Origin of the sequence: Brevundimonas sp. (genome assembly GCF_030656255.1) — a bacterium.
In the GTDB taxonomy this organism is placed as follows: domain Bacteria; phylum Pseudomonadota; class Alphaproteobacteria; order Caulobacterales; family Caulobacteraceae; genus Brevundimonas.
In genome coordinates this window covers 43,493-64,803 of sequence record NZ_JAUSOE010000049.1, presented here as the reverse complement: position 1 = coordinate 64,803, position 21,311 = coordinate 43,493, and the positions used below count along the sequence as shown (strand labels likewise).

Here is a 21,311-nt window from a genome sequence, read left to right as displayed (position 1 = left end):
ACCTCGGTCTTGCCCACGCCCGTCGGGCCGCTGAACAGGAAGGCGCCGATCGGCTTCTGCGGATCGCGCAGACCGGCGCGGGCCAGCTTCATGGCCGCGGACACCTGTTCGATGGCCGAGGACTGGCCGAACACGACCCGGTTCAGATCGGGCTCGAGCTGGCGCAGCCCCTCGGTGTCGGACTTGGACACCGACTTGGCCGGGATCCGGGCCATCTTGGCGATGACGGTCTCGATTTCCTTCTGACCGATGACCTTCTTGCGCTTGGATTCGACCACCAGCATCTGCGACGCCCCGGCCTCGTCGATCACGTCGATCGCCTTGTCCGGCAGTTTGCGGTCGGTCATGTAGCGGGCCGACAGATCCACCGCGGTGCGGATGGCGCTGTCGGTATAGCGGACCTTGTGGTGCTGCTCGTAATAGGTCTTCAGACCCTTCAGGATCTTCACCGTATCCTCGACCGTCGGCTCGTTGACGTCGATCTTCTGGAAGCGACGCACCAGGGCGCGGTCCTTCTCGAAGTGCTGGCGATATTCCTTGTAGGTCGTCGAACCCATGCAGCGCAGCGAGCCCGAGGCCAGGGCCGGCTTCAGCAGGTTGGAGGCGTCCATGGCCCCGCCCGACGTCGCGCCGGCGCCGATCACCGTATGGATCTCGTCGATGAAGAGCACGGCGTTATCGTGGCTCTCCAACTCCTTGACCACCTGTTTCAGCCGCTCCTCGAAGTCGCCGCGATAACGGGTGCCGGCCAGCAGGGCGCCCATGTCCAGCGAATAGATGGTGGCGTCCTTCAGGACGTCGGGCACCTCGCCGTTGACGATCTTGCGGGCCAGGCCTTCGGCGATGGCAGTCTTGCCGACGCCGGGGTCGCCGACCAGCAACGGGTTGTTCTTGGTGCGGCGGCACAGGATCTGGATCGAGCGTTCGACCTCGGCCTGGCGACCGATCAGCGGATCGACCTTGCCCTGGCGCGACTTCTCGTTGAGGTCGACGCAATAGGCCTGAAGCGCCTCGCCGCCGGATTTGACGGCCGACTGATCCTCCGCCTCTTCGGGCGAAGAGCCCTTGGCCGGACGCGTTTCGCCAGCGCCCGCCTTCTTGGCGATGCCGTGGGCGATGAAGTTGACCGCGTCATACCGCGTCATGTCCTGCTCCTGCAGGAAGTAGGCGGCGTGGCTCTCGCGTTCGGAGAAGATGGCGACCAGCACGTTTGCGCCGGACACCTCCTCGCGGCCGGAGGACTGGACGTGGATCACGGCGCGCTGGATCACGCGCTGGAAACCGGCGGTCGGCTTGGCGTCTTCGCCGTCGGACGTGGCGAGAGCGGCGAGATCATTATCGACATAGAGCGTCAGGGCGGCCTTGAGCGCGGTCAGATCGACGTTGCAGGCGCTCATGACCCCGGTCGCGTCAGGATCGTCGATCAGCGCGAGCAGCAGGTGCTCGAGCGTCGCATACTCGTGCCTGCGCGCGTTGGCGTAGCCGACTGCGCGGTGCAGGGTTTCTTCGAGAGGACGGGAAAATGAAGGCATAGGGAGGCTCCTCTCAGTCCTTTTCCATCGTGCATTGCAGAGGGTGCTGGTGGCGGCGCGCGGTCTCTATGACCTGCGCGACCTTGGTCTCGGCGACCTCGTAGGTGAAGACGCCGCAGACGCCCACGCCATGCTGATGCACATGCAGCATGATGCGGGTGGCTTCTTCCCGGCTCTTTTGGAAGAACCGCTCCAGCACATAGACGACGAATTCCATCGGCGAATAATCGTCGTTCAGAATCAGCACCCGATAGAGCGAGGGCTTTTGAAGCTTCGGCTTTGTTTCGGTGACGGTGGCGGCGCCTGCGCCTCCCCCGTTTTCACCGGGCCTTTGTATGGGCATTCGTGTTCCGTAATCGGGGAGTCGTCTTCTCTATCAGATAGGGAATGATGGCCTGAATTGAAGCGGCGTCCAGTCACAGGTTTCGTGAAGCGCAAACCACGGCCCCAGAACGAAAAAAGCCCCGGGGCGAACCCCGGGGCCTTTCGAATCCGTTTCAGGATCGCCGCAAAATCAGCGGGCGGCCTGGAAGGTCTCGACCGAGGCGGTGACGCGCTCGTTGATGGGCTTGAGGCTGTCCTTAACCGTTGCGGTGACGATCTCGTTCGTCCGGGTCATTTCAGACATATAGCGTTCCATGGACTTCTTGGCCCAGCTGGTCTGAAGCTCGAAGAACTCCTGCACCGAACGGGCGGTCGATAGTTCCTTGCTGGCGGCGACGCCCTCTTCCCAGGCGGACTTGGCGAAGCCGAGCGCCTGTTGCGACAGGGCTTCAGCGCCCTTCTGGGCGACCGTGGCCGACTCGACCATGGCGTCGAGGTTCTTCTTGCTGTGAGCGTTCAGTTCGCCCAGCGAAGCCACCGACTTCTCGATGCCTTCACGGAAGGCGTTGGCGCCGGCGGCCTGGAACTCGGCGGCCTGGGCCTTCGCCTTGGCGGCGGTTTGTTCGACGGTCTTCTTCACGGTTTCGGCGCTGTCAGCCATGATCGTGTCTCCAGATGAAGGAAGAGGGGAAATAGGCACGGCGAAATCGAGGCGCGAGACGAACCCCGCCTGCGCTTGTTATGCTGCAAGTGCGAAGGCGATTCAAGGTTTTTGTGCGCTGCAGCATATGAACGGCGATAACCTGGTTCGACGCTTCAAATTCTCGTTGACGGCCGGTTAACCACCACGAAACCCCCGTTTCCTATGCTAGTCCTTTAATCGCGTCGGCCGGGGGGCCTGTCGCACCCTAGCTCACCGAGGGTCGTAACCGCCCATGATCGCCTTTTTCCGTCGTGGTCTTTTCGCCGTTCTCGCGCTTTCGCTCGTCCTTGGGGCGAACGTCAGGCCGATCGAGGCCCAGTCGCAGGAAAACAGTCGTTACGCCGCCATCGTCATCGACGCCGCGTCGGGCGAGGTGCTGTTCTCGCGTCATGCCGACAGCCGCCGATATCCGGCGTCCCTGACCAAGATGATGACGCTGTATCTGGCGTTCGAGGCCCTGTCGCAGGGCAAGGTCCGGGCCGACGACGTCCTCACGATTTCGCCCTATGCGGCGTCGCGTCCGCCGTCCAAACTGGGCCTGTCTGCGGGCCAGACCATCACTCTGGACGACGCCATGCGCGCCACCGCCGTGCGGTCCGCCAACGACATGGCCGTGGCCATCGCCGAGCATATCGGCGGCTCAGAGACCCGGTTCGCCAGCCAGATGACGGCCAAGGCGCAACAGTTGGGCATGACCCAGACGCGCTATTTCACCGCCAATGGCCTGCCCGACGCACGGCAGACGACCTCGGCGCACGACCAGGCGATCCTGGCGCGCGCCATCATGCGGGATTTTCCCCAGTATTATAGCTACTTCGGCCTGCATGACTGGGCCTATAACGGTCGCAACTATCGCAACACCAACGGCCTGCTGCCGACCGGAAACGGCTACGACGGCATGAAGACCGGCTACACCAATGCGTCGGGCTATAATCTGGCGGCCTCGGCGGTGCGCGACGGTCGTCGGTTGATCACCGTCGTCCTCGGCGGTCGATCCAGCGCCAGCCGTAACGCCCACGTCGCCGAACTGATGGACACCGGCTTCGAGGTCGAGCGTCGTCGGAGCCAGGGCGAAAACATCCAGATCGCCCAGACCTTCTTCGAACAGCGCGGCTTCGGCGTCGGCGGCGAGTCCCTGTCGCCCAGCGCGCCCGTGGCCTACGCCTCCATCGGCAATGACGAAGACGATATCGGAGCCGAGTCCAGCGCCGTCGCCTATACGGCGGCTCCGGCGCCCGCCGCTCTGCCGACGCGGATCACGCCCTCGCCGTCGGAACGCAGCGCCGCCGCAACTCAGCGCGCCGCAGCCCCGGCTCAAGTCCAACCCGCCGTCCCGACCCGCCGCGCGCCCGCCAATGTCACCGCCTCTCTGAACGGCGCGCCGTCCGGGGCCGCCGTCGCGCCCTCGACCACGCCGCGCCGCGCGGCGCCGCCTCCCGCCCGCGAACCCGCCCGCGCCGCCGCACGTCCGTCTGGCCGCTGGGCGGTTCAGGTCGGCGCGTTCCGCGATGAGAAGGTCGCCAACGACTGGCTGGCCGAGGTCAATCGCCGTTTCCGCGCCCAGTTCACCAGCGCCGAGCGCAATGTTCAGACGGCCGGCGACTGGTACCGTTCACGCTTCACGGGCCTGACCGAAGACGCCGCCAAGGCCGCCTGCGACGCCCTGTCGGAACGTCGCGTCACCTGCATGGTCATCCGTCCCGACTGAAAAGCGGCTGAATCGCCGTCGGCGCTGGTCTTTCCGGCGAGGTTCAAATACCCTGAACTGTCTGAGAACGACGTTCTTTTCCTTTATCTAAGCGGATCTCGCGGATCATATCCGCGAACGACACCGTTCAGTTTCCGACCATCGAGGACATGGCCGACACGACCAACAAGCTGGGGCACAAGATCGGCGCACGGGGCGGTCGCACGCGCCAGGCGATCCTCGACGCGACCCGCGCCCTGCTGAACGAGCGGCACTATGGCGAAATCCGCGTGGCGGACCTCGCCTCGGCCGCCGGGGTGTCGCCATCCAACTTCTACACCTATTTCAAGACGGTCGAAGAGCCGGTCCTGGCCCTGTGCGAGGCGGCGGCGACCGACTTTCAGGGCCTTGCCGCCCATTTCCAGGCGGATTGGCCGGGCGACAAGGCTTTCGGCATCGGCAGGGCCTTCATACTGGATGTCATGGCCATCTGGCGCGATCACGGCCAGGTGCTGCGGGTCGAGCACATGCTGGCCGACAACGGCGAGGCCGCCTTCGTCGAAAGCCGGGTGCGTCGCCTGCGCCGCCTGCACCTGGCGATCGAGCGCCGCGTCGCCCAGGCCCATGCTGCGGGCTTGCATCCGAAGGACTACAGCCCCCGCCTGGCCTCGTACCAGATCGCCTCCATCGCCGAATCGACCGCCGCCAGCTTCGACCTGCTGCGCCGCGCCGATACGCCCGAAGCCATTCTCGACACGGCCGCTATCATCATCGTCAAGCTGACGACCGGGCGCTAGAGCCCGAGCGGCCCGTACAGCCAGGTCAGCCAGATGCCGACGGCCAGGAAGACGCCGAACGGCAGTTTCTGCGTCGCACTGACCGACCGGCGCACCACCAGCATGCCGAACACCAGGCTGAGACCGACGGCCGAGGCCCACAGCAGCACGCTGGGCAGGCCCAACCAGCCGACCCAGGCCCCTGCGCCCGCGAACAGGAAGGGGTCGCCCCCGCCCAGGCCGTCGCGCTTGCGGATCGCCTTGTACAGCCAGCCGACCAGCCAAAGACCGCCAAAGCCGACCGCCGCCCCGATCAGGTGCGTCAGAACTGAATTCCGGTCGATCAGAGCCGCAGCGATCAGGCCTGTCGCCGCCAGCGGCCAGGTCAGAACGTCGGGCAACCAGAAATTCTCGGCGTCTATGATGGCGATCAACAGCAGTTGCCAGCCCAGGATTGCGGTCGCGGCGACCATTAGCCAGGACGCCCCGCTGAAGCCCGCCCAGACGCCGATCAGGGCGGCCCCCAGCTCGATCAGCGGATAGCGCGGCGAGATGGCCGCGTCGCAACGCGCGCATCGCGCACGCAGAACCAGCCAACTGAACAGGGGAACCAGCTCCCACGGCCTCAGGGTCTGGTCACAGCCCATGCAGCGGGACCGCGCGACCACGATGTCCTCGTCGCGCGGCAGGCGCACGCTGACCGCCGCCAGGAAGCTGCCGATGATCAGGCCCAGCAGGCCCAGGACGACGGCGGCGACGGCAGGGCTCATCTCAAGGTCCGGTCGGTGGAGAACCGGCCCCGCTTAGCCGCCTCCGAGCGCCACCGCCACATGATAGGTCACGAAGGAGGCCAGATAGGCCAGACCGAACATGTAGCCGATCATGATCCAGGTCCATTTCCACGAGTTGGTCTCGCGCTTCACCACGCCCAGGGTCGCTACGCACTGGGGCGCGAAGATATACCAGGCCAGGAAGGACAGGGCCGTCGCCAGCGACCATTGCGCCGACAGGGTCGAAGCCAGAAGGCCGGTGGCGTTCTCGGCGTCGGCGATCGCATAGGTCGTGCCCAGGGCCGCCACCGCCACCTCGCGCGCCGCCATGCCGGGGATCAGGGCCACGACCATCTGCCAATTGAAGCCGATAGGCGCGAAGATCGGCTCAAGCGCCCGGCCGATCATGCCGGCGAACGAATAGTCGATGTCCGGCATCGTCGCGTTCTCGGGCGGATAGGGGAAGGTCGCCAGAACCCACAGGATGATCACCAGCGGCAGGATGATACGGCCGGCGCGGTTGATGAAGATCTTGGCGCGAATCCACAGGTTGAAGACGACGCTCTTGAAATCTGGAACCTTGTAGGTCGGCAGCTCCATCATGAAGGGCTCGACCGCCCCGCGCCAGAAGACCTTGCGGATCACCAGCGACACCAGCAGGGCGCTGACGATGCCGGCGGCGTAGAGGCCGAACATCACCAGGCCTTGCAGATTGACGAAGCCCCAGACGGTCTCGTTGGGAATGAAGGCGGCGATGATCAGCGTATAGACCGGAATCCGCGCCGAACAGGTCATCAGCGGCGCGACCAGGATGGTGGTCAGCCGGTCACGCTTCGAATCGATCACCCGCGCCGCCATGATGCCGGGAATGGCGCAGGCGAAGCTGGACAACAGCGGGATGAAGGCCCGGCCGTGCAGCCCCGCCCCGCCCATGATCTTGTCCATCAGGAAGGCGGCGCGCGCCATATAGCCGAAGTCTTCCAGGGCGATGATGAACAGGAACAGGATCAGGATCTGCGGCAGGAAGACCAGCACGCTGCCGACACCCGAGATGATCCCATCGACAATCAGACTTTGCAGCAGGCCGTCGGGAATGAGCGCGGCCACGCCGGCGCCCAACCATCCGACAATTCCCTCGATCCCGTCCATCAGAGGCGCGGCCCAGCTGAACACGGCCTGGAACATGGCGAACAGAATGACCATAAGAATGACCATGCCGCCCAGCGGATGCAGCAGGACGCTGTCGATCTGGCCCGTCAGGGTGTCCGGCCGCTCGGGCGGACGCACACAGGCCTTCATGATCCGCTCGGCCTCGCGGGCGGCGGTGCGCAGCTCGGTCGCGTCGGGACTGCGCCACTGGTTCTCGCTGGCGGCGGCGACATCGACCTGGGTCTCGACAGCGGCGATCAGATCGTCGATGCCGCGCTTGCGCGTCGCCACCGTGGTGATGATCGGCACGCCCAGTTCGGCGCCCAGTTTTTCCAGATCGATCCGCAGCCCCTGACGCTGGGCGATGTCGTACATGTTCAGCGCCAGGACCATGGGCCGGCCAACGGCCTTCAGCTCCAGAACCAGGCGCAGGATCAGGCGCAGGTTGGTGGCGTCGGCCACGCAGACCAACACATCGGGCGGGACTTCGCCGGCCAGACGGCCCAGGACCGCGTCGCGGGTGACTTCCTCGTCCGGGCTGCGAGCCCGCAGCGAATAGGTGCCCGGCAGGTCCAGCACCGACATGGTCCGGCCGGAGGCGGCGCGGATCAGCCCCTCCTTCCGCTCCACCGTGACCCCGGCGTAGTTGGCGACCTTCTGATGGGCGCCGGTCAGGGCGTTGAACAGGGCCGTCTTGCCGCTGTTGGGATTGCCGACCAGGGCGACGCGGGCGGTCTTCAGGGCCATGTCCATCACGCGGCGTCCAGCCGGATGGTCAGGCTGGCGGCCTCGTGGCGGCGCAGGGCCACGCGCATGTCGTCCACCTTGATCGCGATGGGATCGCGACCGAACAGGCCTTCATGCAGCAGTTCGACGTGCGCGCCCTCGACGAAGCCCAGTTCAAGCAGGCGGCGCTCCAGTTCGACCGCCTCGTCTTGATGATGACAATGGGCGCCCACCTGGGTGATGACGCCTTGATCGCCGCGTCGGGCCTGGCTCAGCTTTATGGTATCGGTCAAATCTAGGCTCGCACGGGCGGACGCCGCCCCCCCGGCGACTCCGCGTTTCTTTGACACTGATTATCAGGTGCGCGCCCCTTCCGTCCAGCAGGACAGCTTGACCAATTGCCGCGCCCGGCGTTTCCCCTATCTGGCGCGAAACTGGAGCCCTTGATGAGCCGTCTCACCCCCCTCGCCGTCCCCTTGATTCTGGCCCTTGCCGCCTGCGGTCAGGGCAATGCCCCCAACAAGGCTGGCGACGACGGCCGACCGGCGGCCAAGCCGGCGCGCGTCGCGACGGATGCGGAAAAGGCCAGCCTGCTGGCCGCCCTGCCCGCCCCCTACAACGCCGGAGATCTGGCCAATGGCCGCCGCGTCTTCGCCCGCTGTCGTTCATGCCACACGATCGGTCAGGACGGGCCGGATCTGGCGGGGCCGAACCTGTACGGCGTGTTCGGTCGCAAGGCGGGAGATCGGCCGCGCTTCAACTATTCCAACGTCATGCGAACGTCGGAATTCACCTGGGACGCCGAAAAGCTGGACCACTGGCTGCAGAATCCGAAGACCTTCCTGCCCGGCAACAAGATGAACTATCCCGGCCTGCCAGACGCGACGGACCGCCGGGACGTCATCGCCTTCCTGAAGGTGGAGACGGGCTACAAGCCCCAGACGCCGGCGGCGCCCGCCTCCTGATCCTTCAGCCCTCCTCGATGGGTTTGGGTCCGCCCTCGCGCATCTCCTGGGCCTCCCACTCCTCAATCTTGCGGGCGGTCCATTCCGGCGACTTGGTGAAGCGCGCCAGGACGCCATAGATCACAGGCACGACGAACAGGGTCAGGACGGTGGCGAAGATGGCGCCGGTGAAGATCACCACGCCGATGGTCTGACGGCTGCCGGCGCCCGCCCCCTGCCATAGCACCAGCGGCAGGGCGCCGAATGCGGTGGCGATGGAGGTCATGATGATCGGCCGCAGGCGAAGCGACGACGACTCGATGATCGCCTCGCGGATCGACCGCCCCTGGTCGCGCAACTGGTTGGCGAACTCCACGATCAGGATGCCGTTCTTGGCAGCCACCCCGATCAGGATGATCAGGCCGATCTGGCTGTAGATGTTCAGGCTGGACCCGGCCATCAGCAGGCCGAACAGACCGCCCGCCGCCGCCAGCGGCACCGTCAGCATGATGACCGCCGGGGTGATCCAGCTCTCGAACTGGGCCGCCAGCACCAGGAAGACCAGCAACAGCGCCAGACCGAAGGCCGCCAGCACCGCGCCGCCCGCCTCCTGCTGATCGCGCGCCGCGCCGCCCCACTGGGTGATCACCCCGCCCGTCGGTTGTTTGGCCGCCTCGGCGCTGAGGAACTGGATCGCGTCGTCGATCGTCATGCCGGGGTTCAGATCGGCCTGAAGCGAGATCGACCGCTGGCGATCCAGACGCCGACGATCCGGCGTGTCGCCCGAGGTCTTGGTCGTCACCACCGCTGACAGGGGCACAAGCTGGCCCGCGCCCGTGGAGACATAAAGCGCTTCCAGATCGGCCACTTCGCGACGGTTGTCGCGGTCGGTCTGCAGGATGACGTCATACTCCTGCCCGCCCTTGATGTAGGTGGTGGCCGTCCGCGATCCGAACATGGTCTCCAGCGTCCGCCCGATGGACTGGGACGAAACGCCCAGCGCCGCGGCCTTCTGCGGATCGACATCAACCAGCAGACGCGGCGAATTGGGTTCGTAATTCAGCCGTGGACGCGAGAAGCCTGGATTGGCCTGGGCCGCTGTCAGCAGGGGCTGAAGCCAGTTGTAGATCTGCTGATAATCGGTCCCCGTGGCGATCAGCTCGACCGAGTTGGAGTTGCCGCCCCCGCGCTGGAAGGCGCCGGGGGTCGAGGCGTTGACCTGGGCGTCCGTCTGGCCACGCAGCTTGCCGTTCAGCTCCTGGGCGATCTCGGCGGCCGTGCGGTCCCGCATCGACCAGTCGGCGAGGTTCAACACGCCGTTGCCGGAGTTAAAGCTGCCGCCGCCGAAGCCGGGCGCCGAGATCAGATAGGAGGCCGCCTCGCCGCTGGCCTTGTACTCGGCCAGCAGGGGTTCCAATCCCATCATGATCTTGCGGGTATAGTCGAAGCCCGCCCCCTCAGGTCCGGCGACGCGCACCGTGACCCGGCCCCGATCTTCGTCCGGCACCAGTTCGTTCGGCAGGACCAGGAAGATGCCGCCTGCACCCGCCGCCACCAGGGCGATCAGGGCGCCGACGCCGATGACGGCGATCCGCTTGCCCAACAGCATGTCCAGCGACCGCGCGTACGAGGTCTTCAATCGGTCCATGCCCCAGTCGACGCGGCGCGCGACCCAGCCGCCGCCATGGGCCGGCTTCAGGATCTTGGAGGCCAGCATCGGCGAGAGGCTCAGCGCCAAGAAGGCCGAGAAGGCCACGGAGGCGGCGATGGCCGCCGCCAGTTCGACGAACAGACGCCCCACATAGCCGGGCAGGAACAGCAAAGGCGCGAACACCGACAACAGGACGATGGTGGTGGCCACGACAGCGAAGAAGACCTGGCGAGCGCCCCGTTCGGCCGCGACCAGGGGCGGCTCGCCATGGTCCAGACGACGCTGGATGTTCTCGACCACAACGATGGCGTCATCGACCACCAGGCCGATGGCCAGAACCAGGGCCAGCAGCGTCAGCAGGTTCAGCGAGAAGCCCAGGGGCGCGAGGACGATGAAGGTCGCCAGCAGGCAGATAGGCGCCACGATGGACGGGATCAGGGCGGCGCGCAGACTGCCCAGGAAGATGAAGTTGACCAGGGCCACCAGGGCCATCGAGATGCCGATGGTGATCCAGACCTCGTCGATGGCGTGTGAGGTGAAGACGGAGTTGTCCGACCCGATCTCCAGCGTCACGCCCGGCGGCAGGCTGGGCCGGATCTCGTCGATCATCTGGTGGACGCCGTCAGAGATGGCCAGGTCGTTCGACTGGGCCTGACGGGTCACGGCCAGACCGATCTGGTCCAGGCTGTTGCCGCGGAACAGACGACGTGATTCCTCGGGCGCCTCCTCGACCCGGGCGATATCGCCCAGGCGCGTCACATAGGTCGGTTGGCCCTGGATGATGGCCGACGAGCCGCTGCCCGTCCCGGTCGCCACAGTGGCCGAGGCGGAGGCGGAGCCTCGGGTGCCGATGGGCAACTGGCGGAAGTCGTCAGGCCGGGCGTAGGTGCGGGCCACCCGCACGGTATAGTCCTTGTCCGTCGATTCCAGCGAACCTGCGGGCAGTTCGACGTTCTGGTTGGTCAGGGCGGTTTCGACGTCGGTGACCGTCAAGCCGCGCGCGGCCATTGCGGCGGAATCCAGCCAGATCCGCATCGAATAGCGTTGCTCGCCATAGATGTTGACCTGGGCCACGCCCGGCACGGTCGCCATCCGGTCCACCAGATAGCGGTCGGCATAGTCGGTCAACTGAAGCCGGTTCATGCTCGTCGAGCGCAGGAAGACGATGATGATCGGTTGGCTGTCGGAATCGGCCTTGGCCACTTCCGGAGAATCGGCCTGGTCCGGCAGGCGGCCCACGACGCGGCTGACGCGGTCGCGCACGTCATTGGCGGCGTCGTCGATATTGCGGTCCAGCGAGAACTCGATGTTCACGTTCGACCGGCCGTCGCGGCTGGTCGAGTTGATGCGTTCGACGCCCTGGATGCCGGCGATCTGCTGCTCGATGGGCTCAGTGATCCGGCTCTCGATCACCTCGGCCGACGCCCCGGCGTACGAGGTGTTGACCGAGACGATGGGCGGATCCACGTCCGGCAGCTCGCGCACGGGCAGGAAGAAGAAGGCGGCGGCCCCGATCACGCACAGGACGATGGCGGCGACCGCCGCAAAGACCGGGCGCCGGACCGAGACATCGGAAAGCATCATCGGGCGGCGGCCCGCTGGCCTTGGGCGCCGGCGACGCTGACAGGCGCACCCGGCTGGATCCGGTTCAGGCCCGACCCGACGATCCGGTCGCCGACATCGACGCCCGACAGAATCTCGACGAAGCCGTTTTCGACGGCGCCGGCCACGATCTCGACCCGCTGGGCGGTCGAGCCCTCGGCGCCGGCGGCGATGCGATAGACGAAGGCGCCCGCCCCTTCGTACTGGACGGCGGATTCAGGCGCGGCCGGCGCCTGGCGCTGGCCCTGCTGGACCACGACGCGCAGCAGCATGCCGGGGCGGATGCGGCCGCCGGGATTGGGAAACTCGGCGCGGGCCGTGGCAGCGCGGGTGGTTTCGTTCACGCGCGTGTCGATCAGGGCGATCCGCCCCTGGAACGGCGTCTCGCCATAGGCGTCGGCCGTCGCTGTGATCGACGCGCCGGGGCGCAGGACGTTGAGGTAACGCTCTGGCAAGGGGAAATCGACGCGGATGGTCGATGTGTCGTCCAGGGTCGCGATGACTGCGCCCGGATTGATCAGTGTGCCTGGCGTGATCGTGGTCAGGCCCAGGGTCCCGGCGAAGGGCGCGCGAATGACCCGATCGCCACGGCGCGCCTGCGCCGCCTGTAACGAGGCGCGCGCGGTCTCCAGCGCTGTTTCAGCCTGTTCCAACAGGACCTGCGGCGCGATCCCGCGATCCGCCAGGGCCTTGTAGCGGTCATACTCGCGTTGGGCCTGGGCGACGTTGGCGCGGGCCTCGATGATGTCCGCGTCCTCTTCACGGGCCTGCAGTTCGACCAGGGGCGCGCCTGCCGACACCGTCTGGCCGTCGGTGAACAGGACGCGGGTGATCAGTTCGGTCGTGGACGAGGTGATGTTGACCGACCGCTGCCCCCGCGCCACGCCCAGGACGCGGATCTGGTCCGAGAAGGACCGCTGGGACACGGTGGCTTCTGACACCTGCTGGGCCCCGCGCCGCGCCCCGCCTGGCGGGCCGGCGGCCTCGTCGTCTGCAAAGGCGACTTTCAGCACAGCGGCCAGCACCATCAGCCCCAGCAGAACAGCCGCGGCGATCAGGAAAAAGTGGCGTTTTATCACGCAACGGTCTTTCAATTCAGAGGACGCGCACGCTTAGCGGCTTCTCTCCGCCATGCGCAACATTACCTATTGGTAACGTCGTCTACGTTGAAATCCGTCGCTGGGATTATTCTCAGAACCTGCGCCAGATCGCCACAACCGGCCCGTGGGCTATGGCCGTCTCCCGACCCGCGACCGTCTGACGCCAACCAGCCTGGATGCTCCATCCGCCTAGGTCGCGCACCACGGACGCCTCAAGCGACAACCAACGTGCGCCGCCGTCCGCCGCGCCGCCGAATGCCTGACCCATCACCAGCCATTCGCCCCCAATACGGCCGCCCAGAGTAGCGTCCACGCGGGTTTCATGAGGCAGGCCGTCGCGCAGCCGACGGGCGACCTGAAGCTCTACAAAGGACTGATCCATGCCCCAGCGCGCGCCGACATCGCCGAAGGACCGACCCGCTGAGACCCGCGCCTCCCAGTCGTGTTCGCCGACGCCCGGCGCGGCGTAGCCGGCGTTCCGTCCCTCGCCCGCACGGGTGTAACCGCCGTAAAGACTGACGGCATTGTGATCGTCGCGCCAGACCTGCCAGGTCGCCCCGACCTCGATCGGTCCTCGCCCTTCATAATCGACGAAGGCGTCCTCCCCCTGCTGCCAATCGGCCTTCAGTTGTAGGCTCAGACGATCCGTCAGCCCGTATTCGGCGAACAGACCCAGCGTCGTATCGGTGCGGTCGGCGCCCAGAGGCAGTTCTTCGCCTGAAGGATCGAAGCCCGTTTCGGCGCGCATAGTCTCGTATTTGACGATCGCCTGTCCCCGCCCCTTGGGCTGGGTCCAGGCCCCGGCGGAGGCCTGTTCGGCCAGACCTCCGCTCAGAGCGACGACGACCGCCAGGGCGCAGAACGCCCCGCCGGCCTTCAGGCGTCGTAGCCGGGCGACTTCCGGTTCAGCTGACGCAGGGCGCCCGGCCAGGCCAGGGCCGAGATGAAGCCGATGCCCCGACCCTGTTCCTTGGTTTCGGCCTGGGCGTGATCCGGCGCGATCAGCACGTGTTCGCGCCCGCCCGACAGCGCGGCCACCTGCTGCGCGCAGGCCCTCTCCAGGAAGAATATCCCGATCCATGCCTGCGCCGCTGTTTCCCCGACCGCCAGAGTGCCATGATTTCTCAACAGCATCAGCGGCTTGTCCCCCAGGTCAGCCACCAGACGTTCGCGCTCGTCATGGTTCAGGGCCAACCCCTCATACCCATGATACGCAACCTGATGCTGTAGTAAACACGCGTTCTGACTGATCGGCAGTAACCCATGCTGTTGGGCGGCCACCCCGACCCCGCTGACCGTATGCAGGTGGATGACGAACTTCGCGTCCTCGCGGGCTGCATGGACCGCCGAATGGATGGTGAAGCCGGCCGGATTGATGAAGTCGGTCGTCTCCTGAACGACGTTCCCCTCCAGATCGACCTTGACCAGTGAGGAGGCGGTGATCTCGTCAAAATAATAGCCGTAGGGATTGATCAGGAAATGGTGCTCCGGCCCGGGCACGCGGGCCGAGATATGGGTAAAGATCATATCGTCCCAGCCGTTCAGCGCCACGAGGCGATAAAGAGCGGCCAGTTCAACACGCACCTGCCATTCGGCCTCGGACACGCGGGATTTCAATACGGGATGGGCGCCGTCGGCCATGGGTTCCTCCTTTATGGCAGAGCCTCTGCTGGGCTTTGCTCCAGCGTCTCCCTCCATCGTCGGCCCGTCAAGCGGCTGTAAGCCTGCCCGTACGGGGATTAACCGTCGCGTTTCAGATTCTGTTAACCGCGTCTTCACGCCGCACCCGCATGATGATCACGAGAGTTTGCTGCGTCCGGGAGTCGCCGTGTCCGCTGTCGTTCAACTGAGGACCACCTCCGAGACGCAGAGAGATCTGTCTCCGCAGGACCTTGTCGATCTGGCCCGCAGCAAGGCTCCAGATGATCGTCACCGCCTGTTGATGGGCGTCATCGCCCTGTGTGAAAGCGCCGCGCCGGCCACGCCCTTACCGGCCGCCCTAGGCGAGATCTTCCTGACCCTGGCCGCCCAGGCCGAGCACGAGATCCGCAGGCAGCTGTCCGAACGCCTGGCCCAAGCCGACTGGGCCCCGCCGGCGCTGATCGACATGCTGGCGCTGGACGAAATCGACATCGCCGCACCGGTCATCGCCGCCAGCCCCCTGCTGAAGGACGCCGCCCTGATCCGCGTCCTGGTCGAGACCACGCTGGAACACCAGATCGCCGTGGCCCGCCGCCCCAATCTGTCGGGCGGCGTCGTGGACGCCATTCTGGATCGCGCAGATCCCGTCACCATGACCGCCCTGGCCTCCAACCGCAGCGCCGAGATCGGCGAGGCCGCCATGCACCGCCTGGTCGAACATTCCCGCCGCATCGCCGGATTGCGCGCCCCTCTGGCGCGCCATCCCCGGCTCAGCGAGGGTCTGGCGCAGGAACTGTATCAATGGGTCGGCCAGGCCTTGCGCCAGTCGATCGGCGAACGGTTCCAGATCGACGACCGACTGTTGAACGCCGCCGTGCGGGAAGCGTCCGCCAAGGCGTCCCGCACCCCGGTCTGGCGCCCCCTGCCGAACGGCCGCAACGCCGAGGATCGCGAACGACAGGAGATGGAGCGTCGCCTGGTCGATAAGCTGCAGGCGGCCGGGCAATTGCGTCCCGGCATCCTCATCCGCGCCCTGCGCGAGCAGAGGTACGGCCTGTTCGAACAGGCTCTGGGCCAGTTGGGCGGCTTCAGCCCCGCCCAGGTCCGGGCCGCGATCCACTCATCGACCGCAGAACCGCTTTATCTGGCCTGCACCGCTGTCGGCCTGGACAAGGCGGTTTTCGCCTCCGTCCTGGTCGAGCTGCGCAAGCTGACCGACGGCCTGCCCGGCGCCGGCGGCTGGACCGCCACGCCGATGAACAGCCATTCGGCGGCTCGCGCCTTCCGCCAGATGATGGAAAGATCCGCGACCGTTTGACTTCGGCGCCAAGCTGAGGCTCACGTTCGCCCGTGAACCCGACTCCGCCCGTCCCCGCCCTGGCCTTCACCGCCAGCGACCGTCCCGAGGCCCAGGCGGCGCGCCAGGGTCTGATCGCGCGCTATGGCGCCGTCCCGGAAGAAGAGGCCGACGTCATCGTGGCCCTGGGCGGCGACGGGCAGATGCTGGAAACCCTGCACGCCAACCTGCGTCGTCGCACCCCGGTGTACGGCATGAACCGGGGTTCGGTCGGTTTCCTGATGAACGACTATGACGAGGACGACCTGATCGCCCGCGTGGTCGCCGCTGAACGCACGGTGATCCATCCGCTGCAGATGGACGCCTGGACCGAAAGCGGCGAGGTCCATACCGGCCTGGCCATCAACGAGGTCTCCCTGCTGCGCCAGACCCGCCAGAGCGCCAAGCTGAAGATCACAGTCGACGACCGCGTGCGGCTTGAGGAGCTGTCATGCGACGGCTGCCTGGTGGCGACCCCGGCCGGATCCACCGCCTATAATCTGTCGGCCCACGGCCCGATCATTCCTCTGGACGCCCGTATTCTGGCCCTGACCCCAATCAGCGCCTTCCGTCCCCGTCGCTGGCGCGGCGCCCTGCTGTCCCATGGCGCCAAGGTGCGGTTCGACGTGCTGGAGCCGGACAAGCGGCCGGTCTCCGCCACGGCTGACAATTTCGAAGTTCGGCGCGTGGCGCGGGTCGAGGTGCGCGAACGCCGTGACGTCGCCCTGACCATGCTGTTCGACGCGGGCCGGTCGTTCGACGAGCGGGTCATGACCGAGCAGTTCGCCAACTGAGATCGCGCCCCTATACCCCTTCTTAAGGGCGCGCGAATAAGCTTCGCCGAAATTCTATGGAGCCTCCCATGAGCGACCCGGCGCACGTCATTCGCCCCACGTCCCCCCTTCGCATGAAGGTCGGCGGCGGTTTCGGCATCAACGCCGACGCCATCGCACGGGCGGAGGAAGCGCTGAAGGCCATGTCGGCCCAGTTCGGCCAGTGGCTGAACGACGAGATCGTCAAGTTGGACAAGGCGCAGGCCGACATTCGTGAACAGGGACTGACCGCCGAGACCGCCGAGGCCCTGTACTTCCGCGCCCACGACCTGAAGGGCCTGGGAACCACCTATGAATATCCGCTGGTGACCCGTATCGCCGGTTCGCTTTGCCGTCTCCTGGACGACGCCGGCGCCCGCCACAACGCGCCCCTGGTCATTATCGACGCCCATATCGACGCCATCCGCGCCGTGGTCCGCGACCAGGTCAAGACTGATGAAAACCCGACCGGCCGCATTCTGGCGGAATCCTTGGAAGCCAAAGTCGCCGAACACAAGGCGCGCTGAGCTTCAGCGCCCCTCTCCAAAAAGAAAAGGCCCGCCGGACGGCGGGCCTTTTCTTTGCCTGATCATCGGGAATCAAGCGGCGTTGGCGGCCATCCTTGCGGGGCGTGCGGGCGCCTGGTCCAATCGTTCCATCAGATAGGCCAGGTCGTCGCGCAGGACGTTCGGCCGCTGGGTCAAGAAACGCTCCAACATGCGCTGGCGGAAGACGTCGCTCGCCGTATCCACCCCTTCGGCCGACAGGGCGCGCCAGGTGTCGACCCCCGCGCGGAAGGCCTGGAACAGTCGCGGCGGCAGACCGGCCCGGTCATAGATCGCCTTGAGCCCCAGAGGCCCCGCATCATGGATCATCAGCCAGGCCCGATGATGCGGCGTATTGGCCAACTCGGCCAGACCATGTTCGAACATCGCCATCTGTCCCCGCGCCAGTCCGCGCAGCAACAGCGAGGCGTTCAAGGCCTTGCGTAGATTCAGTTGCGCCATGAAGGCGCCCAGGTCGACGCTGGTCGCAGCCTGATCCACCAGATCGACCGTGGCGCGCTCGCGTGCGTACTGGGCCAGGCGAATGGCGGTCTCCGGCGCCATCGCATGCCGCGAGACGAGATGTTCGCGGACCGTCTCGCTGGCCAGTTCGATCAGGCGCTCGGTGATGTGCAGCGGCAGCACCTGACGATAGGCGACGGATGTCACCACCTCGGCCGAGTCCGGGAAACGATCGACGATCGACCCCAGGGCGCGTTCCGACAGGTCTGCATTGTCATTGGCCGCCAGGGCTCTGACCGCCTGTTCGCAGCCCTCGTCCGCCAGAGCCTGGGCCACGTCGCGCGAGACGCGCGGTCGACCGGCGACGGCGACCTGACGCAGGGCTGCGCCCCCGCGCACGATCTCGATCAGGTCTTCGTCGCTGAAGGCCGGCGAAGCGCCGATGATCGGCAGGGCGATGCTGTCCACGTCCGCCGCCAACCGGCGAGCCACGTCATTGGGGATCAGGTCCGAAGCCTTCAGCGTTACGGCCATGGCCCGGCGCACCAGTTCGGCCGCGTCACTGGCCAACAGCCGCACAATCTTCTGCGCCGCCTGCCGGTCCCGTTCGTCCAGATCGGCGCGATCCATGTTGCGGCACAGCTTATGCGCCGCCTCCGCGCGCTCATCGTCATCGACCGCCTTCACCAGGCGCTGGATGTCCACTTCGGTCAGTCGGGCGCGGTGGGCGGTCATGGACGGCTCGTCAGGGAATCGGGCGTGTCCGATATTCTGAGACTGCCATGCTTAACGCCCGGTTTACTATGGAGAGGCCGGGCGGCGTTCAGGTCGATTCCCCGCCGTTCGGCGAGAAGGCGCCGCCGAACCCGCTTCCACTCGATCCGTCTTGGCCCAGCAGCAGAGCCAGGATGCCCTGGTCCTGTTTCAGCCGATCCATCCGCGCCGCCAGAACCTGGTCGCCGCCACTCAATTCGGGGGTTGGGAACCGCACATCCCCCGCCCCGGCCGCCGGCGCGCCGTCGCCTGCCGAGCGTTGAAGATTGGCGTGGACTTCGGACACCGTGGCCGCCCGCCCGTTCTTGTAGAAGATGCTGCGGTTGGCCCGGGCCGCATCGGGGAACAGGGCGACGGCGCTGGCGCCCGGATTGCGGTCCATTGCGTTCATCAGGCTGGCCGCGCCCGCTGGCCCCAGGAAGTGGGCGGCGTACAGATCTCCGGCCCCCGGCTCCTTGCCTGTGCGGCCGCGCAGATAGGCCGCGTTGGACGCCGTCAGCTCCGCCGCCATCACCGAAGCGGCATGCGGATCGAATCTCAGGTCCAGGACCACATTTCGAGCCGACCCCTCGACCCGCCAGCGTCCATCGGATCCCCGGTGGATCAGATCGGCGTACTGGCCGTAACCGTGCTGGGCGCCATGCTGTTTGACGGTGCCCAGCCAGGTTTGTTCAATGAACTGGAACAGGCCCGCCGCCGATGAGGTGGGCGCCTTGGCCGACGGGTTCATGGCGCTCTCGCGCCGCGCGGTCTTGACCAGGAAGTCGTAGTCGACGCCCACGGCGGTCGAGGCGCGCTGGATGGCCGCCTCTACACCGCCGGAAGATGGAATCGCTCTGAGGGTCATGACAAGCGGAGGGTCGTCGAACGTGGTTAATCAACCGTTAATCGTTAACGACGGCGTTAACGGCCAAGCCATGATCGACGTTGGTCGAACTGCGAATCTTCGCCGCAAAGCCGCCACAACCTGAGCGCTCACTTTCTGTTACGGGCGCTGCGGGGGCGGTGAACGAGGGAGTGCAGTCATGATGATCCGTGCCGCCGGGGGTCCCGGCGCCGTCAGCCCCATCGACTTCGGGGAACGCAAGAAACCGCTGCCGCGCTGGATGTGGGCGGCCATCGGCCTGTCGGTCCTGGCCCACGTCGGAGCGGGGGTGGTGCTGTATAATCAACGATTTCAGCTGAAGGTGCCCGACGCCGCTCCGCCGGCGCCGCCGCCGACCATCGTCACCCTGGACCTGCCGCGTCCGAAACCCCTGCCGAAGGTGGAGGCCACGGCGCCGCCCGCGCCGCAGAACCCGACGCACAAGCCGCCGGTCGTCTTCCCGACGACGGAGCCCTCTCCCTTCGCGGCGCCGGACGTCCCCGTCGTCGGCGTGACGCCCGGCCTGGTGGTCAGTACGGCCACCAACGGCGTCGAAGGCGGGACGGCGACGACGGAAACGCCGGTCCGCGCCGTATCGGTCATCAACAACCCGACCTGGGCCAGTCGTCCGTCGGCGGCCCAGATGGCGCGCGCCTATCCGACGCGCGCGGCCGAGAATGGCCTAGCGGGCTCGGCGAGCCTCTCTTGCGTCGTGCGCATCGACGGCGGCCTGACCGCCTGCCGCGTCGCCGGAGAGACCCCGAACGGCCGGGGCTTCGGCCGGGCGGCCATGAGCCTGACGCGGGACTTCCGCATGAACCCCCGCACGGTCGACGGCCGTGCGGTGGACGGGGCGACGGTCAACTTCACCGTCCGTTTCGCAATGGCGGACTAGAACCGTCGAGGATCGAGGGCGCGGGCTGCCGGCGACGGCGCCCGCCCCTCGATCGCATCGGCCACCACGGCCCCGACCATCGGCCCCAGCAGCCAACCGTTGCGGCGCGGCGCCAGGGCCAGAAACAAACCGCCGTCCGGCGCCGGACCCGCCATCGGCAACCCGTCCGGCGAAGCCCCGCGCACCCCGGCGCGCCATTCGATATCCAGCGGTTCGGGCGGACGCCCCAGCACCCGCCAGGCCGCCTCAAGCAGGCGTTCGCCCACCGCCGGGTCGGGTACGGTGTCGCGGCGGCCTGGCTCCATCGTAGCCCCGACGACGGCCCCGCCGGTCATCGGCGCCACATAGGCGCCCGGCCCGCGCACCGCATGGGACGCCAGATCCGCCTTGGCCACTCCGATCTGCCCCCGGATCGGCTGGATGCTCTCAACCAAGGTCCGCGTCGCCTCCGGCGAACCCGGAATCGCTTCGCCGGCTCCTGTCGCCAGCACGACCGCCGAGGCCGGCAGCGTGTGGTCGTCCAGTTCGATGTTCCAGCCATCGGACTGTGCGGTCAGCCGGATCACACGCCCCTGGATGATCCCGTTGTCCAGCGCGTCGCGCAGGGCCGCCATCGCCTGTTCCGGTTGGATCTGACCGTCCTCGTCCGTGATCACCCGATCACCGTCGCGGCGGGCTTCGAAACCCAAGGCCTTCAGCCGCGCCGCCATGCCGTCCACATCGCCGCCGCGCCACTCGGCTGGACGGCGCACGAAGTCCACGCCCGACGCCTGGGCGAAGGCCGGCCACAGATCGCGGCCGGCGCGGAAAAGCGCCGCTCTGTCCGGCGAAACATCGTCGATCGCGGCCTCCATAGCCGGCGCCACCATGCCCGCCGCCAACCGAGAGGCGTTGGGTCCGCCGGGATCGACCACAGTCACCCTATGGCCGCGTCGCGTCAGCTCGAAGGCCGTACTCAGGCCTAAAACGCCGGCGCCGATGATCACTATGGCAGGGGAAGACATCACCACGTCCAGA

At 66.8% G+C, this 21,311-nt stretch carries 20 protein-coding genes; 7 read left to right on the top strand and 13 right to left on the bottom strand.

Annotated elements, in window-relative coordinates; translation table 11 throughout:
* From Q7J26_RS05605 to Q7J26_RS05595, 3 genes are all read right to left on the bottom strand, one after another.
* Positions 1-1,532, bottom strand: a 1,532-nt coding sequence (locus tag Q7J26_RS05605; protein WP_304935511.1) for an AAA family ATPase, incomplete at its 3' end; no start/stop codon positions are given.
* Positions 1,533-1,545: 13 nt separating this feature from the next.
* Entirely contained in the window at positions 1,546-1,875 is a 330-nt protein-coding gene (clpS, locus tag Q7J26_RS05600) for an ATP-dependent Clp protease adapter ClpS (protein ID WP_035309618.1), read from the bottom strand.
* 171 nt (positions 1,876-2,046) lie between these two features.
* Complete coding sequence (locus Q7J26_RS05595) at positions 2,047-2,517, bottom strand: phasin family protein (protein WP_304935510.1); 471 nt, start codon at positions 2,515-2,517, stop codon at positions 2,047-2,049.
* Positions 2,518-2,791: 274 nt separating this feature from the next.
* Here Q7J26_RS05595 and Q7J26_RS05590 point away from each other — a divergent pair, with 274 nt between their 5' ends.
* Both Q7J26_RS05590 and Q7J26_RS05585 read left to right on the top strand, forming a co-directional pair.
* Positions 2,792-4,267 (top strand): D-alanyl-D-alanine carboxypeptidase, encoded by a 1,476-nt coding sequence (locus tag Q7J26_RS05590; protein ID WP_304935509.1) that lies wholly within the window; start codon positions 2,792-2,794, stop codon positions 4,265-4,267.
* Positions 4,268-4,416: 149 nt separating this feature from the next.
* Complete coding sequence (locus Q7J26_RS05585) at positions 4,417-5,043, top strand: TetR/AcrR family transcriptional regulator (RefSeq protein ID WP_304935508.1); 627 nt, start codon at positions 4,417-4,419, stop codon at positions 5,041-5,043.
* Here the strand turns inward: Q7J26_RS05585 and Q7J26_RS05580 are convergent.
* Genes Q7J26_RS05580 through Q7J26_RS05570 form a run of 3 tightly spaced genes read right to left on the bottom strand, consistent with a single transcriptional unit; the run spans position 5,040 to position 7,960 of the window.
* A complete protein-coding gene (locus Q7J26_RS05580; RefSeq protein ID WP_304935507.1) occupies positions 5,040-5,792 on the bottom strand; it encodes an A24 family peptidase in 753 nt (250 codons plus the stop codon). The genes Q7J26_RS05585 and Q7J26_RS05580 overlap by 4 nt on opposite strands.
* Positions 5,793-5,825: 33 nt before the next feature.
* A complete protein-coding gene (locus Q7J26_RS05575) occupies positions 5,826-7,694 on the bottom strand; it encodes a ferrous iron transporter B (RefSeq protein ID WP_304935506.1) in 1,869 nt (622 codons plus the stop codon).
* Complete coding sequence (locus Q7J26_RS05570; RefSeq protein WP_304935505.1) at positions 7,694-7,960, bottom strand: FeoA family protein; 267 nt, start codon at positions 7,958-7,960, stop codon at positions 7,694-7,696. Before Q7J26_RS05570 ends, Q7J26_RS05575 begins: the two co-directional genes overlap by 1 nt.
* A 153-nt stretch (positions 7,961-8,113) precedes the next feature.
* Between Q7J26_RS05570 and Q7J26_RS05565 the strand changes: the two genes are divergently transcribed.
* Positions 8,114-8,632 carry a cytochrome c family protein gene (locus Q7J26_RS05565; RefSeq protein WP_304935504.1) on the top strand — a complete coding sequence of 173 codons (519 nt, stop codon included), beginning with the start codon at positions 8,114-8,116 and terminating at the stop codon, positions 8,630-8,632.
* Positions 8,633-8,636: 4 nt separating this feature from the next.
* On the opposite strand, the gene Q7J26_RS05560 is transcribed toward Q7J26_RS05565, so the two are convergent.
* The 4 genes from Q7J26_RS05560 to Q7J26_RS05545 all read right to left on the bottom strand — a co-directional run bounded on the left by Q7J26_RS05560 (position 8,637) and on the right by Q7J26_RS05545 (position 14,605).
* Positions 8,637-11,843: an efflux RND transporter permease subunit gene (locus Q7J26_RS05560; protein WP_304935514.1), complete on the bottom strand. Its 3,207-nt coding sequence runs from the start codon at positions 11,841-11,843 to the stop codon at positions 8,637-8,639.
* Positions 11,843-12,943, bottom strand: a complete 1,101-nt coding sequence (locus tag Q7J26_RS05555; protein ID WP_304935503.1) for an efflux RND transporter periplasmic adaptor subunit — start codon at positions 12,941-12,943, stop codon at positions 11,843-11,845. The genes Q7J26_RS05560 and Q7J26_RS05555 overlap by 1 nt, the downstream gene beginning before the upstream one ends.
* 112 nt (positions 12,944-13,055) lie before the next feature.
* Positions 13,056-13,712, bottom strand: a complete 657-nt coding sequence (locus tag Q7J26_RS05550; protein WP_370651915.1) for a hypothetical protein — start codon at positions 13,710-13,712, stop codon at positions 13,056-13,058.
* A gap of 128 nt (positions 13,713-13,840) precedes the next feature.
* On the bottom strand, positions 13,841-14,605 hold the full coding sequence (locus Q7J26_RS05545) for a class II aldolase/adducin family protein (protein ID WP_304935502.1): 765 nt from the start codon (positions 14,603-14,605) through the stop codon (positions 13,841-13,843).
* A gap of 187 nt (positions 14,606-14,792) precedes the next feature.
* Here Q7J26_RS05545 and Q7J26_RS05540 point away from each other — a divergent pair, with 187 nt between their 5' ends.
* The 3 genes from Q7J26_RS05540 to Q7J26_RS05530 all read left to right on the top strand — a co-directional run bounded on the left by Q7J26_RS05540 (position 14,793) and on the right by Q7J26_RS05530 (position 17,280).
* A complete protein-coding gene (locus Q7J26_RS05540) occupies positions 14,793-15,923 on the top strand; it encodes a DUF2336 domain-containing protein (protein ID WP_304935501.1) in 1,131 nt (376 codons plus the stop codon).
* 32 nt (positions 15,924-15,955) lie between these two features.
* Complete coding sequence (locus Q7J26_RS05535; protein ID WP_304935500.1) at positions 15,956-16,735, top strand: NAD kinase; 780 nt, start codon at positions 15,956-15,958, stop codon at positions 16,733-16,735.
* Between the two features lie 68 nt (positions 16,736-16,803).
* Positions 16,804-17,280: an Hpt domain-containing protein gene (locus Q7J26_RS05530; protein WP_304935499.1), complete on the top strand. Its 477-nt coding sequence runs from the start codon at positions 16,804-16,806 to the stop codon at positions 17,278-17,280.
* 72 nt (positions 17,281-17,352) lie between these two features.
* On the opposite strand, the gene Q7J26_RS05525 is transcribed toward Q7J26_RS05530, so the two are convergent.
* Together Q7J26_RS05525 and Q7J26_RS05520 are read right to left on the bottom strand one after the other, a co-directional pair.
* Positions 17,353-18,495 (bottom strand): DUF2336 domain-containing protein, encoded by a 1,143-nt coding sequence (locus Q7J26_RS05525; protein ID WP_304935498.1) that lies wholly within the window; start codon positions 18,493-18,495, stop codon positions 17,353-17,355.
* 88 nt (positions 18,496-18,583) lie between these two features.
* Positions 18,584-19,381 carry a transglycosylase SLT domain-containing protein gene (locus Q7J26_RS05520; RefSeq protein WP_304935497.1) on the bottom strand — a complete coding sequence of 266 codons (798 nt, stop codon included), beginning with the start codon at positions 19,379-19,381 and terminating at the stop codon, positions 18,584-18,586.
* A gap of 178 nt (positions 19,382-19,559) precedes the next feature.
* Between Q7J26_RS05520 and Q7J26_RS05515 the strand changes: the two genes are divergently transcribed.
* Entirely contained in the window at positions 19,560-20,294 is a 735-nt protein-coding gene (locus Q7J26_RS05515) for a TonB family protein (protein ID WP_304935496.1), read from the top strand.
* Here Q7J26_RS05515 and Q7J26_RS05510 read toward each other — a convergent pair.
* On the bottom strand, positions 20,291-21,298 hold the full coding sequence (locus tag Q7J26_RS05510) for an FAD-binding oxidoreductase (RefSeq protein ID WP_304935495.1): 1,008 nt from the start codon (positions 21,296-21,298) through the stop codon (positions 20,291-20,293). The genes Q7J26_RS05515 and Q7J26_RS05510 overlap by 4 nt on opposite strands.
* Positions 21,299-21,311 lie beyond the last annotated feature (13 nt).